This is a genomic window from Agrobacterium sp. (genome assembly GCF_032092815.1).
Classification (GTDB): Bacteria; Pseudomonadota; Alphaproteobacteria; order Rhizobiales; family Rhizobiaceae; genus Agrobacterium.
This window is the reverse complement of the sequence record NZ_DAMDBP010000010.1, coordinates 112,850-126,840: the sequence shown is the minus strand read 5'-3', so window position 1 is coordinate 126,840 and position 13,991 is coordinate 112,850. Positions and strand designations below refer to the sequence as shown.

The window sequence follows — 13,991 nt, the reverse complement described above, 5'->3', positions numbered from 1 at the left end:
TTGGGGAGAGACCTATTTAGCGGATATCCAAAAGGCGTTCGAGATAACGGCGTTCTGCCTCACCGGGCGGGTTCTGCCCGAGCTTCTCACGAATGGCTTCCAGAATCTCACGGGCGCGTTGCACGTCGATCTCGTCTGGAACACGCACCTGATCGCCAAAGTCTGGCCCATTGCTGGCACGAGGACGGCCAAGCGGGTCGCGGCCGTTCTGACCACCTTGTCCCATCATGCCATCGTCCTGCCCCTGGCCTTGACCCTGCTGGCGCATTGCCTGCATCATCTGGCTCATCATGTCCTGCGCGCCCTGACGCAGAGCATTGAGGGCATTGCCCTGTCCTTCGACAGCACGTTCACCCTGTCCTTGACCCAAGGCTTCGCCGGCGCCCTGCATTTCCTGCTGCGCCTTGCCGAAACCTTCGCCAGGCTGCATGCCGAGATCTTTCATGCCCTGCTGCAATTCGCCTAGTTGCTTGCCCAATGCGTCCTGTTGGGCACGCAGTTGTTTCAGGGCCTCGCGCAATTGTTCTGCAGTCATCTGGTCGGTCGGGTTCTGGCCTTGGCCTGGCTGCTGCTGACCCTGTTGTTGGTCACCCTGCTGGCCCTGTTGCTGCTCGCCGTTCTCGCCCTGCTGCTGCGGGTCACCGCGTTGCATGCGGTCGCGCAAAGCCTGATCGAACTGGAACGTCTGGTCCATCAACTGCTGCTGCTGCTGCATGATTTCGCCCAGCTTGTCGATCTGCTGACGGAGCTGGCTGTTCTGCTGATTTTGTCGCCCCTGTTGTGGACGGGCCATCTGCAGGTTGTTCATCATGCGTTGCAGCTGCGACAGCATTTCCTGAGCCGCGTCACGGTTGCCGGAACGGGCCAGATTTTCGATCTGGTCGAGCATGTTCTGCAGGTCGCGCTGGCGCAGGAAATTCTGTGCCTGTTGATTCATGTTGGATTGCGGCGCATTCTGCATGCGCTGCGCCATCTCGCTCATGAAGTCCTGCATGGCCTTGCGCAACTCATCCATCAGCTTGGCGATTTCCTCATCCGGAGCATTGCGCTCCAGTGCATCGGAAAGCTGCTTCTGTGCATCACGCAGACGGCGTTCAGCCAGCGACAAATCGCCATCTTCAATGCCAAGCGCGATTTCCCAGAGATAATCCGCCGTGTCCTTCAGGCTTGCCTCGTCATAGGCGAGTTTCATGCGGGTGTGGGCAGAACGTAGCAGCAGATAATGGGTCTTGTTCGGTATGGTTTCTTCCGGACGCAGGGTCACCGCTTCATTATAGGCAATGGCCTTGGGCATCTGGCGGGTGTCGAGCGCAAATATCTGACGGTGTTCGGCAACCGCTGCGGCCAGCGGTTCGCTGAAACCACGGCCCGGTAGAACCATTTCATGCGAAGGGCTGCGGCCTTCCTGCCCGGCGCCATCCGTGGCCACCAAAGTGATGCGTACCTTTTTGCCGGCCAATGGGTGTTCGGTCAGGTTGCGGCTGGTCAGGCCCTTGATTTCGCGGCTGTTTTGGCGCGGCAGGTCGAGCTTGTAATCCGGCAGAGGATAAAGCGGCGTGGCGCCATCATTTTTTTCTGCCGGTTCAATGATCGCACGTGCTTCGCGCAGGCCGTAATCATCAGACGCAATGAAGCCGATTTCCAGCGCACCATTGACGGCGCGGCGTGGCATCTTGTCGAAGGATATGACCGGCGCCTTGTCGGCAAGCACATTGAAAGTCCATTGCTCGCCATTGGCAATCAATGTGCCGCTTTCAGAAATTTCCAGCGCATAGGTGCGGGGTGGAAGTTGCCGGTCGGCTGTCGTCTCAGAGGCCGTTGCATTGGGGTTCGCCCCCTGCGGTGGTGTCTGACCCGTCGAGCCTGCTTCCGGCGACAACGGTTGCAGGTTTCCGCCGATTTCCGGTTCAAAACTGACCTGTTCGCCCCCTTCACCGCCGGTTACCCGCACAGTCAGTTTGGATGACTGCGGCACGGTAACGGCATCGGTTGACGCCTCATTACGGCCGGTCAGGAAGATCGGCGCACGTCCGGTATAGGATGGTGGTGTTACCCAGGCATCGATGCGTAGATCGGGGTTGATCGGTCCGGATGCCGGGCTGTTGCGGAAGGCTTCGACAATGGTGCCGGCGCCATTCGAATAGGAAAAGCCGAAGGCGGCCGCCAGAACAAGGGCTGGAATGGCGCGCAGTGCGAGACGGTCATGGCGGGCAATGTCAGGTTTTGGCAGGCCTGCATCCAGCGTCGCAATCCGGCGCGCCATGCGCAACTGGTGTTCTTTCCAGAGGGCACGGGCAAAGGGCGTGTCGGAGGCAGGTTCATCTTCCTGCACGCCAACCGGCTGGTGCGGCAGGTCATTGCGTTCTTCCAGCAGGCGTCCGGCCTCATCGGCGGTGGGCCAGCGCAGCCGCAAAAACGGCAGCAGCGACGACAGGAATGCAAAAACCAGAACGAAAACGATGCCAAGGCGCAGCCAGTCGGGCAGTTGGCGATAAACACCGAACCATGCCAGCGACAGGAAAATGGCGGCAATCGACAAAGGCAGGATGGAGAGGGGTGCAGCACGTTCTGCCAGCAGCACCAGTCTGGCCACAAACCGTTTCGCTGCGACCTTTCGGGCCAGCGCAGGTTGTCCTTCGAAGGCGCCTTTTCTGCCTTGTCTGGATGTGGTCATCAATCCGTTCTCCCGGTTCTGGCCACCTGATCCCGCAAAAACCGGAATCGCAAAAAGACTTTAGCGTATCGGCTTGAACATCGAAATCGATTTTCGCCAGCCACGACACGCGCATTAAAGAGCCAGAGCATGTCTCCCGCCTCTAAAGGCAGATGGTGCTCCGGTGCAATCTCTGCAAGATAACACTGTTTATGGCGAAGACGAGGGCAAGCGGCTGCTCACCCCCATTTTTCCGGTAATTTCTCCGAAAAGTGATCGGGATTGCCGATCTCAGTCCAGCCAGGCCGGTACGGAATCAAGACCGATCAGGTCCTCATAGGAGCCGCGTGGGCGGATGACATGGAATTCGTCACCCTTGACCAGCACCTCTGGAACCAGCAGGCGTGAATTGTAAGTGCCTGCCTGAACGGCGCCATAGGCACCGGCAGAACCGACCGCAATCAGGTCGCCCGGCTTTGGCATGGCCATTTCACGGTCGAGCGCCAGATAGTCACCGGTTTCGCAAACCGGGCCGACAATATCAGCCTTGATGCGCGGTGCATTGGCGGCCGAAATCGTGACCGGACGGATTTCGTGATAGGCTTCGTAAAGCGTCGGGCGAATGAGGTCGTTCATGGCGCCGTCAACGATCACGAAGGTCTTTTCACCACCGTCCTTCACGAACAGCACTTCGGTTACCAGGATGCCGGCATTGCCGACGATCAGGCGGCCGGGTTCAGTAACGATCTTGCAATCGAGGCTGCGAAGCTGAGCCTTGACGATATCGGCATAGGCATCCGGCAGTGGTGGCGGGTTGTTGTCATCCTTGTAGGGAATGCCAAGGCCACCTCCGATATCAACGTGATCGATCACGTGGCCATCGGTGCGCAGGGTTTCGACCAATTCGCGCAGCAGGCGGAATGCATCCTCGAAAGGCTGCAAATCGGTGATCTGGCTGCCGATATGCATGTCGATGCCGGTGACCTGAATACCTTCAAGTGTTGCGGCATGGGCATAAACAGCGCGGGCGCGCTGGTAGGAAATGCCGAACTTGTTTTCTTTCTTGCCGGTCGAAATCTTGGCGTGGGTGCGTGCATCCACATCGGGATTGATACGGAAGGACACATGGGCTTTTTTGCCAGCCTTGAGGGCGCGCAGGTTCAGCACTTCCAGCTCAGGCTCGGATTCGACGTTGAAGCAGTAGATGCCAGCTTCCAGCGCCAGGTCCATTTCGACAACGGTTTTGCCAACGCCCGAGAACATGATGCGGTTGGCGGGAACACCAGCTGCAAGAGCACGGCGCAACTCTCCACCGGACACCACATCGATGCCAGCACCCAGGCGGGCCAGTGTCTTGAGCACGGCCTGATTGGAGTTTGCCTTCATGGCGTAACACACCATGGAATCAACATCGGCAAAGGCCGCTGAAAATACCTTGTAGTGGCGTTCCAGCGTTGCGGTGGAATAGACGTAAAATGGTGTGCCAACAGCCTTGGCTATCTCAGGCACAGGCACATTCTCGGCGTGCAATACGCCGTCAATATATTGAAAGTGGTTCACGGGCTATGTTCCGTTAGAGCAGCGGGTCGAGAACGAAAGGACGCTCAGGCGTTACCTGTTGTACTTCCTTGCCATCGGCGGCGCGTTTGTTGCGCTGTTCAACCGGCGTGCTCGGCGGATCGATGGCGCCTTTACGGCCGCAACCGGTAACGACGAGGCTGACGGCAAGCATCATGCCAAGGGGAAGAAGGAAGCTACGAACCGTTTTTGAAAGCATGGGTCTGTCCAAAGGAAAAAGTTGCTCTTCTGATACAGAAAAACAGGGCGCTTGTGCACCCTGTTTCTTGTGATACTGGCGTAACGCTAAATTGATCAGTTGCGCGCGCGCCACCAGGCAATCTGTTTGCGCACTTCAGACGGTGCCGTGCCACCAAAACTGGTGCGGCTGGCAACCGATGCATCAACCGACAGAACGTCGAAAATGCCGTTGGTGATGGCCGGGTTGATGGCCTGCAATTCTTCCAGCGACAGGTCGGCGAGATCGCAACCCTTCTTTTCTGCCAGAGCCACGGCATGACCTGTTGCATGGTGGGCATCACGGAAGGGAAGACCTGCTTCACGCACCAGCCAGTCGGCCAGATCGGTGGCTGTGGAATAACCGGAACCGGCAGCGGCACGCATCTTGTCGGAGCGCACTTCCAGGTCGCGGATCATGCCGGTCATGGCGGCAATGGCCAGTTCAAGGCTTTCGGCCGCATCGAAGACCTGTTCCTTGTCTTCCTGCATGTCCTTGGAATAGGCGAGCGGCAGACCCTTCATCACCGTCAAAAGCGCGATTAGCGAGCCGTTGATGCGGCCGGTCTTGGCGCGGACCAGTTCAGCGGCATCCGGGTTCTTTTTCTGCGGCATGATCGAGGAGCCGGTGGAAAAAGCATCCGACAGACGGATGAAGCCGAATTGCGGTGTCGACCAGATGACGATTTCTTCGGCCAGGCGCGACAGATGCGTGGCGCAGATCGAGGCGATCGACAGGAATTCCAGTGCGAAGTCGCGGTCTGAAACGGTATCGATGGAGTTGCGGGTAGGTTCGCGGAAACCAAGTGCCTTGGCGGTCATGTGACGGTCGATCGGGTATCCGGTGCCGGCAAGTGCAGCCGCACCAATCGGGCTTTCATCGAGATGTTCGATGGCGTGGCGCACGCGGGCGCGGTCACGGCCGAACATTTCCACATAGGCCATGCAGTGGTGGCCGAAGGTAACCGGCTGTGCCGTCTGCAGATGGGTAAAGCCCGGCATGACGGTTGCGGCATGTTCTTCCGCGCGGTCGAGGAAAGCGGCAATCAGATCCGTCAGCATGGCTTCGGTTTTCTGAAGCTCTTCCTTTACCCACAGACGGAAATCGAGCGCGACCTGATCGTTGCGCGAGCGGGCGGTGTGCAGACGACCTGCCGCAGGACCAATCAGGTTTGCAAGGCGGGCTTCGATATTCATATGAATATCTTCAAGCTTGCGCGAGAATTCGAAGGTGCCGTTTTTGATCTCTGACAGGATTGTGTTCAGGCCTTCAGTGATCTTGTCTTTATCTTCGTGCGAAATAATGCCTTTTTCAGCCAGCATGGCAGCATGCGCCATAGAGCCGCGGATGTCCTGGGCATAAAGTTTCTTGTCGAAGCCGATGGAGGCATTTATCTCTTCCATGATTGCGGCCGGACCGGATGCGAAGCGCCCGCCCCACATCTGGTTAGAGGATTTCGTGTCGTTGCCGTCAGCCATGGTTTGCCAGTCCCGGAGTATGTAGTGACAGATAAGAGACCATTTCGCCTTCCCTCTGCCAAGCTTGTTGGTATTGCCGCCATTGCCGGTATCATCGCCGGTGCAGGCGCGGTGTACATGAGGCATATTGGGTCTGGTAGCGAGGTTCAAGAGGTTCAGGCCAATGTCGCCGGTTTATGTGAGGGGGCAGGCGACCGTATTGCGGCCTTGAAGCCTTTTTCCAAGGGGCAGGTGGCTGCCATGGCGCCAGCGTCCGAGCCGCGTCCGCTCAATCTTTCCTTCAAGGGTCCTGAAGGACAAGACATGACCATGGCAGATTTTGCCGGGAAAACCGTGCTGTTGAACCTCTGGGCGACATGGTGTGTGCCGTGCCGCGAAGAAATGCCGGCGCTGAATGCGCTGGAGCAGGAGGCCGGTGGTCAGGATTTTGAAGTTGTGGCCGTCAATATCGATACCGGCGGCGATGAAAAACCGAAGACCTTCCTTGACGAATACAAGATCGGCGCGCTCGGTTATTACCGCGACAGTTCCATGGGCGTTTTTAACGTGCTGAAAAAGGAAGGGCTGGCTTTTGGCCTGCCTGCCACCTTGCTATTTGATGGCAAGGGATGCCTGCTGGCGTCCATGAATGGGCCGGCGGCATGGGACAGTCCCGATGCGAAGGCATTGATCTCGGCGGCAAAGGCACCGTGATCCGATGATCTGGCGGGGGTGGATTTACCTTTTCTCCCCCGCTCAATTGCACAGTCTCAGCGAGTCGGAACCGGTGTTTCACCGCGATAGTCATAAAAACCACGGCCGGATTTGCGACCGAGCCATCCAGCTTCGACATATTTGACCAGCAGCGGGCAGGGGCGGTATTTGCTGTCCGCCAGGCCATCATGCAGCACCTGCATGATGGAAAGGCAGGTATCCAGACCGATGAAGTCGGCCAGTTGCAACGGTCCCATCGGATGGTTGGCACCGAGTTTCATGGCGGTGTCGATGGCTTCCACGGTGCCGACGCCTTCATACAGCGTGTAGATCGCTTCATTGATCATCGGCAGCAGGATGCGGTTGACGATGAAGGCCGGGAAATCTTCGGCAACGGTGATCGCCTTGTCCAGCGAGCGCACATAGTCCTTGGCTGCATCGAATGTCTTTTCGCCGGTCGCGATGCCGCGCACCAGCTCCACAAGCTTCATCACCGGAACCGGGTTCATGAAGTGGATGCCCATGAACTGCTCGGGACGGTCTGTGGCCGATGCCAGGCGGGTAATCGACAGTGATGAAGTGTTGGTGGCCAGCAGAGCCTCGGGTTTCAGAACCGGGCAGACCTGCGCATAGATCTTGCGTTTGATGTCTTCGCTTTCGGTTGCCGCTTCGATCACCAGATCCATGGAGGCGAGATCGTTGATGTCGGTCGAGCCACTGATCTTGGACAGTGCGTTCTTGCGGTTTTCGTCTTCCAGTTTGCCGTGGCTGACCTGGCGGGCCAGATTGCCGTTGATCGTGGCAAGGCCGGCTTCAATGCCGCTTTGGCTCAGGTCGTAAATGTGCACCTTGTATCCGGCCAGTGCCGAAACATGGGCAATGCCGCAGCCCATCTGCCCTGCTCCGATAATGCCGATATTTTTCAAACTAACGGTCATGGTGCTGTTTCCTCCGGGCAAAAGGGTATGATGTTTGCGGGCATTATATATGGGTGCAGGGATTAATAAATATTGCCGGGCAGTTTCCTGCCCGGCAATCAATTCATCAGGTCTGTTTTCTTACAGTGCTTTTTCAAGCTCAGGCAGGGCGTCGAACAGATCTGCCACCAGGCCGTAATCGGCAACCTGGAAAATCGGTGCTTCTTCGTCCTTGTTGATGGCAACGATGACCTTCGAGTCCTTCATGCCTGCCAGGTGCTGAATGGCACCGGAAATGCCGGCAGCAATGTAAAGCTGCGGCGCAACGACCTTACCGGTCTGGCCAACCTGCCAGTCGTTCGGTGCGTAACCGGCGTCAACAGCAGCGCGGGATGCACCAACGGCAGCGCCCAGCTTGTCAGCAACCGGCAGAATGACTTCCTTGAACTTTTCGGAAGAACCAAGCGCACGACCACCTGATATGATAATCTTGGCAGAGGTCAGTTCCGGACGGTCAGACGATGCCAGCGCGTCTGATACGAAGGACGAAACGCCAGGGTTGGCAGCAGCAGCAACTGCTTCAACCGCAGCAGAACCGCCGGCAGCAGCTGCAGCGAAGGCAGCTGTACGCACGGTGATAACCTTCTTGGCATCGGTTGCCTGTACGGTCTGGATGGCGTTACCGGCATAGATCGGACGCTTGAAGGTGTCAGCGGAAACCACTTCGGTGATTTCGGAAACCTGTGCAACGTCGAGCAGGGCTGCAACGCGTGGCGCAACGTTTTTCGCCGATGCGGTCGCTGGGGCAATAATGACGTCATAGGACGGTGCCAGCGATACGATCAACGCAGCAAGCGGTTCTGCCAGCTGGTTGGCATAGGATGCATCGTCAGCCAGAAGCACCTTGGCAACACCGGAAAGCTTTGCAGCTTCATCGGCGGCAGCCTTGGCGCCAGAGCCAGCCACCAGCACATGCACGTCACCACCGATCTTGGCGGCTGCCGTCAGCGTCTTGGCGGTCTGGTCGGAAAGGGTTGCGTTGTCGTGTTCTGCCAGAAGAAGAATGGCCATAATAAAATCTCCCTTTTCCGTCTCTTACAATACGCCGTCGGCCTTGAGTTTCGATACCAGCTCTGCAACCGAGCCAACCTTGACGCCAGCCTTGCGGCCAGCCGGTTCTTCGGTTTTCAGAACCTTGAGGCGTGGAGCAATGTCGACACCGAGATCGGCAGGTGTCTTCTTGTCCAACGGCTTCTTCTTGGCCTTCATGATGTTTGGCAGCGAGGCATAACGCGGTTCATTGAGGCGAAGATCGGTGGTGACGATCGCAGGCAGTTTCAGCGAAACGGTCTGCAGGCCGCCGTCAACTTCACGGGTCACAGCAACGGAGCCGTCAGCAATTTCAACTTTCGAAGCGAAGGTGCCCTGACCCCAGCCGAGAAGTGCTGCCAGCATCTGGCCGGTCTGGTTGCTGTCGTCATCAATGGCCTGCTTGCCAAGGATAACCAGGTCAGGCGTTTCAGCCTCAACGACGCCCTTCAAAAGCTTGGCAACGGCCAGCGGCTCAACGGTTTCGTCGGTTTCGATCAAAATGGCTCTGTCGGCGCCCATGGCCAGCGCGGTGCGCAGCGTCTCTTCAGCCTTGGCGGGGCCGATGGAAACAACGACCACTTCTTCAGCCTTGCCAGCTTCCTTGAGACGAAGAGCTTCTTCGACGGAGATTTCGTCGAACGGGTTCATCGACATTTTCACGTTGGCAAGTTCAACGCCCGTGCCATCTGCTTTCACGCGGATTTTCACGTTGTAGTCAACGACTCGTTTAACGGGCACAAGGATCTTCATGGGGTTTTCCTTCAACTTCAATCATGTGGACAGAGCATACGACCACCATATTTTCGAGTGGGCACATGGATACGCATTTTTTCCATAAATTCAACGGAACATTGCTCATGAGGCCATGCGTTTGGCTGATAGCTTACGTTTACGTGAAGATAAATAAAACTGTTTACGTCTAACGGCCCCATCGAATGCCGTCATTTGACCGCTGAGTTTGCGACACAGGCACAGTTTTTGGCACTTCAGTGACGTGTTTTACGGCCTTTGGTGTCACAATAGTGCGGTCGAACAGTGGCACACCCGCCCGCCGCATGAATACAACGAGAATACCGCCGGCCAGAATTCCGCCGACATGGGCGCCCCATGACACAGCGTCATCCATGCCAGCCGCCAGCATCAGAAACTGCTGGCCGATCCACAGGGCCAGCGGAATAAAGGCTGGTAGTGGCAGCGGAACACGAAACAGCACCAGAACCCAGACACGCACTTTCGGATGCAGCAGAAAATAGGCGGCAACAATGCCTGATACAGCGCCGGAAGCACCAATCAGCGGCCCTTCCGACATCGGCGCAACCAGACCATGGAACAGGGCACCAGCTGCCGCACACAGGAGGTAGAACAGCAGAAATCTGACATGGCCAAGCGCATCTTCGACATTGTCGCCGAACACCCACAAAAACACCATGTTGCCGGCGAGGTGCCAGAAATCACCATGCAGAAACGCGTAGGTAATCAAGGTCGCGTCATCCGGTATCATCTGCAGTGCCGGTTCCAGATGGGCGTAGTCGAAGACAACGGCAGGAATGAAACCAAGCCCCATTGCGGCGCGGCCAAAGGTTTCATCTGACACGAATGCACCTGTTGCCAACCACACCAACGTGTTGATGACGATCAGCGAAATCGTGACATATTGCGTCTTGATGTATTTGAGGGAGTTCGAATCATGCAGCGGTATGAACATCGATTTTCCTCTGATGCATGATCATTCTCAGCGGTTCTTGCCAGGGACCCAGAGAATGTCGGTGGCGCCACCGTCATTTGTGAAACGGGCTGCCACAAACAGGAAGTCAGACAGACGATTGATGTATTGCAGTGCCGCTGCGTTTACCGTTTCGCCATCGGTGAAAGACAGCTCCACGATCTGTCGTTCTGCGCGGCGGGAAATGGTACGTGCCAGATGCAGGTAGGCCGATGCCGGCGAACCGCCCGGCAGCACGAAGGATGTCAGCGGTGAAAGGCTGGCATTCAACGCATCGATTTCCGTTTCCAGGCGCGTGACCTGAGCGGCAATGATGCGTAAAGGCTCGTACCCCAGTGGCTCGCCCGTATCGGGGGCGGCAAGGTCGGCGCCCAGATCAAACAGGTCGTTCTGGATACGCATCAACATCGCATCCAACTCGTGAAAGGATTTGGTGTGCAGACGTGCCATGCCGATGGCCGAATTGGTTTCATCCACCGTGCCGTAGGTCTCGACGCGCAAATCATCCTTGCGGCGGCGCGGTCCGGAAACGAGTGCGGTTGTGCCCTTGTCGCCGGTGCGGGTGTAAATCTTGTTCAGCTTGACCATCTTCCTGCCTTAACGTCCGCCGCCGGTAATCCACAATGTCAGCATGATCAGCGCAATCGCCAGCGCCTGCAGCACCAGACGCAACTGCATCAGCTTGTTTGATTTGTTGCCATCCGTTCCCTTGAGCATGTTGAACAGCCCGCGGATCAGCACGAGCACGACAAGTCCCATGACAATGAGGGCAAGAACCGTTGTGAAGCCCGACATGATTTTATCCCTGTTGTTTCCCTTGAGGTCCGTGCGTGTTGATACGCATCATCATTTTTTTAGTCGCGCGTTCTGCTCTTCCTGCCAGCCACGTTTCTCTAGTCGAATTTTCGCAGCAACCGATAAAACATGTCAGCGGGTAATATCCTTTTCAGAAACGCGCCCTGTTTGGCAGGAACTGTGACCAGATAATGCGGTCTCGGTCTTGTTGCGGTCAAGGCATGGTTGAGTACTTTATGGACGGCTTCAGGACCAAGTTTATGCTTGTTGACCGGGCCTGTTCCGTCCAGTCGCGCCAGTTGTCTTTCGTACTGCGCCGCATGGGCCGAGTTCTTCAGATCAATATTGACTTCAATGTGCGAAAGGGCCGTTGCGGTAAATTTTGACGCGATCGGCCCCGGCTCGATCATGCTGACATGAATGCCGCTGCCTTCCAGCTCCATACGCAGGGTCACGCCCAACCCCTCAAGTGCGAATTTGGAAGCAGTATAGGCCCCACGGTAACGGTAAGGCACGAGACCGAGAATGGACGAGCAATGCACGATGCGGCCATGGCCCTGCCTGCGCATGAAGGGAATGACGCGGCAAGTCAGGTCATGCCAGCCAAAAACATTGGTCTCGAATTGGCGGCGCAGGGTATCGACCGAAAGATCTTCGACTGCACCCGGCTGACCATAGGCGCCGTTGTTGAACAGCGCGTCGATGCGTCCTTCGGTGCGGGCGGCAACCGTGTCGACCAGTGCAGCAATTGAGGCGGGTTCGGTATAATCCATCAACAGGGTCTCAATGCCCTGGGCTTCCAGTGCGGCCATATCCTCAGTCTTGCGGACCGTGGCAAACACCCGCCAACCGTCCTTGTGCAGAGCTGCTGCGCAATATGCGCCAATACCCGATGAGCAGCCCGTAATGATGATGACCGGTTTGTCTGTCATGCCTCTTCCCTGTACAAAACGATGCTGATTTCCCATATTCGCTGCTAAGTTACAATCAGCATGCCCGATTCAGGAGGTGACATGTTCGCTACATTGCGACTGGCCTACAAGGTCGCCTTTGATGCCTATTTCCATTTTGCGGAAGATGACGGCTGGGCAATGGCAAGTCACGTGGCACTGTCCATTCTGCTGGCACTTTTTCCGTTCCTGATTTTCGGAACGGCTCTCGCCGGTTTTCTCGGCGCCGACAGTTTTTCAGAAACCGCCGTGCATCTGATTTTCGACACCTGGCCGGAAGCGATTGCCGCACCCATTGCTGCGCAGGTGCAGCAGGTGTTGACCATTCCACGCGGCGGACTGTTGACCGTGTCGGTGCTGGCAGCCGCCTACTTCGCGTCGAACGGGGTGGAGGCGCTGCGTATCTCTCTCAACCGCGCCTACCGGGTGTCGGAAACACGTTGGTGGTATGTCACCCGTCTTTGGAGCCTGTTTTATGTGCTGATGGCGGTCATCATCTTTGCTGCGATCAGCACGGTGCTGGTGGCGGTGCCAGTGGCGCTTGCCTTTGCCGAAGAGCGCTTTCCGTGGATGACGGATTTTCTCAGCACCATGTCCAGCCTGGGTGTTTACGGAACGATCATCGTGCTATTTACCGGTCTGGTGATCGCACATTTGTGGCTGCCAGCAGGCAGGCGGCGTTTGCTGGATGTGTTGCCGGGTATTGTGCTGACCCTGCTGTTTTGGGTGGCCGGCGCGCTGCTCTTTGCGTCCTATCTTGCCACTTTCGCCAATTACACCGCCACCTATGCCGGTCTGGCATCGGTGATGATCGTGCTGGTGTTTCTCTACATGATCGGGGTGATTTTCATGCTCGGTGCCGAGGTCAACGCGGCCCTGATGAAATATCAGGTCCGCCGCATCATCAAACGCACGATCAATGGCAAAACCATCAAGGAAAGCTCAGAGCCCGATCAGGCGGTGGATATCTGAGGGCGTTTTGCCCATCGCGCGCAAGGCTGCCAGTCCCGTACTGCCTTCGCTTTTGGAAAGCTTGCGACCATCGTCACCGAGAATAAGCCGGTGATGATGATAATTGGGTGCCGGAAGGTCCAAAAGCTGCTGCAACAGGCGATGAATGGCGGTGGCGTGGTAAAGGTCCATGCCACGCACCACATCGGTGATGCCTTGCAGGGCATCGTCGATCACCACCGAGAGATGGTAACTGGAAGGCGCGTCCGAGCGGGACAGCACGACATCACCCCACTGAGCCGGGTCTGCTTGAACAGACTGATGCTGACCACTGCCATATTCCTCCCAGAGCAACGGCCCCTGCAAAGTGGATATGGCTTTTTGCATGTCCAGCCGCCATGCAAAGGGGGCATTTGCAGCAAGGCGGTCTTGCCGTTCGGCCGTTGTGCGTTGTTTGTCGATGTCAGGATAATGCGGTGCGCCATCAGGATCGCGCGGCCATGGCATGCCGGTTGCCTCGGTGGCCTTGACGACTGCCTTGACCTCACCGCGCGTCAGGAATGCCGGATAGGCAAGATCCATGGCCACCAGCTTTTCCAGTGCAGAGCGGTAGTCGTCGAAATGCTCCGACTGCCTGCGTACCGGCTGTTCCCAGGACAGGCCAAGCCAGGACAGGTCGTCGTAAATGCCCTGCTCAAATTGCGGTGTGCAGCGTGTCTGGTCGATGTCTTCAATGCGCAGCAGAAAACGGCCGTGAATTTTTCTGGCCATATCGGCATTCAACAGGGCAGAAAGAGCATGACCCAGATGCAATGGCCCATTGGGGCTTGGCGCAAAACGGGTGATGCAGTTTTGACGAGGCAGATCAGACATGCTCTCTACAGGCATTATTTTTGTGCGTTTGCCAAGGGTAGGCTAACGCGGTGCTCGTGGGTGCGACGCGC

General features: G+C 57.0%; 14 protein-coding genes. 2 read left to right on the top strand and 12 right to left on the bottom strand.

The window, feature by feature from the left end:
* Positions 1-16: 16 nt before the first annotated feature.
* From RT613_RS08380 to argH, 4 genes are all read right to left on the bottom strand, one after another.
* Positions 17-2,674, bottom strand: coding sequence for a TIGR02302 family protein (locus RT613_RS08380; protein WP_313614490.1), 2,658 nt, complete (start codon positions 2,672-2,674; stop codon positions 17-19).
* A 270-nt stretch (positions 2,675-2,944) separates the two neighbouring features.
* Positions 2,945-4,213: a diaminopimelate decarboxylase gene (gene lysA / locus RT613_RS08375; RefSeq protein ID WP_313614489.1), complete on the bottom strand. Its 1,269-nt coding sequence runs from the start codon at positions 4,211-4,213 to the stop codon at positions 2,945-2,947.
* 13 nt (positions 4,214-4,226) lie between these two features.
* On the bottom strand, positions 4,227-4,430 hold the full coding sequence (lptM, locus tag RT613_RS08370; RefSeq protein ID WP_313614487.1) for an LPS translocon maturation chaperone LptM: 204 nt from the start codon (positions 4,428-4,430) through the stop codon (positions 4,227-4,229).
* A gap of 95 nt (positions 4,431-4,525) precedes the next feature.
* Positions 4,526-5,926 carry an argininosuccinate lyase gene (argH, locus tag RT613_RS08365; protein WP_313614486.1) on the bottom strand — a complete coding sequence of 467 codons (1,401 nt, stop codon included), beginning with the start codon at positions 5,924-5,926 and terminating at the stop codon, positions 4,526-4,528.
* Positions 5,927-5,950: 24 nt separating this feature from the next.
* On the opposite strand from argH, the gene tlpA reads away from it, so the two are divergent.
* Positions 5,951-6,619 carry a thiol:disulfide interchange protein TlpA gene (gene tlpA, locus RT613_RS08360; protein WP_313614484.1) on the top strand — a complete coding sequence of 223 codons (669 nt, stop codon included), beginning with the start codon at positions 5,951-5,953 and terminating at the stop codon, positions 6,617-6,619.
* 56 nt (positions 6,620-6,675) lie between these two features.
* On the opposite strand, the gene RT613_RS08355 is transcribed toward tlpA, so the two are convergent.
* The 7 genes from RT613_RS08355 to RT613_RS08325 form a co-directional block, all read right to left on the bottom strand.
* Positions 6,676-7,557 carry a 3-hydroxybutyryl-CoA dehydrogenase gene (locus RT613_RS08355; RefSeq protein ID WP_313614482.1) on the bottom strand — a complete coding sequence of 294 codons (882 nt, stop codon included), beginning with the start codon at positions 7,555-7,557 and terminating at the stop codon, positions 6,676-6,678.
* Between the two features lie 120 nt (positions 7,558-7,677).
* Complete coding sequence (locus RT613_RS08350; RefSeq protein WP_313614480.1) at positions 7,678-8,607, bottom strand: electron transfer flavoprotein subunit alpha/FixB family protein; 930 nt, start codon at positions 8,605-8,607, stop codon at positions 7,678-7,680.
* A gap of 24 nt (positions 8,608-8,631) precedes the next feature.
* A complete protein-coding gene (locus RT613_RS08345; RefSeq protein ID WP_313614478.1) occupies positions 8,632-9,378 on the bottom strand; it encodes an electron transfer flavoprotein subunit beta/FixA family protein in 747 nt (248 codons plus the stop codon).
* A gap of 169 nt (positions 9,379-9,547) precedes the next feature.
* A complete protein-coding gene (locus tag RT613_RS08340; RefSeq protein WP_313614476.1) occupies positions 9,548-10,333 on the bottom strand; it encodes a rhomboid family intramembrane serine protease in 786 nt (261 codons plus the stop codon).
* Positions 10,334-10,360: 27 nt separating this feature from the next.
* Positions 10,361-10,939, bottom strand: coding sequence for a cob(I)yrinic acid a,c-diamide adenosyltransferase (locus RT613_RS08335; protein ID WP_313614474.1), 579 nt, complete (start codon positions 10,937-10,939; stop codon positions 10,361-10,363).
* A gap of 9 nt (positions 10,940-10,948) precedes the next feature.
* Positions 10,949-11,146 carry a twin transmembrane helix small protein gene (locus tag RT613_RS08330; protein WP_192491515.1) on the bottom strand — a complete coding sequence of 66 codons (198 nt, stop codon included), beginning with the start codon at positions 11,144-11,146 and terminating at the stop codon, positions 10,949-10,951.
* A 98-nt stretch (positions 11,147-11,244) separates the two neighbouring features.
* Positions 11,245-12,078, bottom strand: coding sequence for an SDR family oxidoreductase (locus RT613_RS08325; RefSeq protein WP_313614472.1), 834 nt, complete (start codon positions 12,076-12,078; stop codon positions 11,245-11,247).
* A gap of 81 nt (positions 12,079-12,159) precedes the next feature.
* On the opposite strand from RT613_RS08325, the gene RT613_RS08320 reads away from it, so the two are divergent.
* The gene (locus tag RT613_RS08320; protein WP_313614470.1) at positions 12,160-13,068 is read left to right on the top strand and encodes a YihY/virulence factor BrkB family protein; all 909 of its coding nucleotides are present in this window, start codon (positions 12,160-12,162) and stop codon (positions 13,066-13,068) included.
* Here RT613_RS08320 and gluQRS read toward each other — a convergent pair.
* Positions 13,039-13,935 carry a tRNA glutamyl-Q(34) synthetase GluQRS gene (gluQRS, locus tag RT613_RS08315; RefSeq protein WP_409558786.1) on the bottom strand — a complete coding sequence of 299 codons (897 nt, stop codon included), beginning with the start codon at positions 13,933-13,935 and terminating at the stop codon, positions 13,039-13,041. The two genes, RT613_RS08320 and gluQRS, sit on opposite strands and share 30 nt — an antisense overlap.
* Positions 13,936-13,991 lie beyond the last annotated feature (56 nt).

Coding starts and splice junctions, on each gene's coding strand:
- RT613_RS08380 (WP_313614490.1), bottom strand. CDS start 2,674: ATGACCACATCCAGACAAGGCAGAAAAGGCGCCTTCGAAGGACAACCT.
- lptM (WP_313614487.1), bottom strand. CDS start 4,430: ATGCTTTCAAAAACGGTTCGTAGCTTCCTTCTTCCCCTTGGCATGATG.
- argH (WP_313614486.1), bottom strand. CDS start 5,926: ATGGCTGACGGCAACGACACGAAATCCTCTAACCAGATGTGGGGCGGG.
- RT613_RS08355 (WP_313614482.1), bottom strand. CDS start 7,557: ATGACCGTTAGTTTGAAAAATATCGGCATTATCGGAGCAGGGCAGATG.
- RT613_RS08350 (WP_313614480.1), bottom strand. CDS start 8,607: ATGGCCATTCTTCTTCTGGCAGAACACGACAACGCAACCCTTTCCGAC.
- RT613_RS08345 (WP_313614478.1), bottom strand. CDS start 9,378: ATGAAGATCCTTGTGCCCGTTAAACGAGTCGTTGACTACAACGTGAAA.
- RT613_RS08340 (WP_313614476.1), bottom strand. CDS start 10,333: ATGTTCATACCGCTGCATGATTCGAACTCCCTCAAATACATCAAGACG.
- RT613_RS08335 (WP_313614474.1), bottom strand. CDS start 10,939: ATGGTCAAGCTGAACAAGATTTACACCCGCACCGGCGACAAGGGCACA.
- RT613_RS08330 (WP_192491515.1), bottom strand. CDS start 11,146: ATGTCGGGCTTCACAACGGTTCTTGCCCTCATTGTCATGGGACTTGTC.
- RT613_RS08325 (WP_313614472.1), bottom strand. CDS start 12,078: ATGACAGACAAACCGGTCATCATCATTACGGGCTGCTCATCGGGTATT.
- RT613_RS08320 (WP_313614470.1), top strand. CDS start 12,160: ATGTTCGCTACATTGCGACTGGCCTACAAGGTCGCCTTTGATGCCTAT.
- gluQRS (WP_409558786.1), bottom strand. CDS start 13,935: ATGCCTGTAGAGAGCATGTCTGATCTGCCTCGTCAAAACTGCATCACC.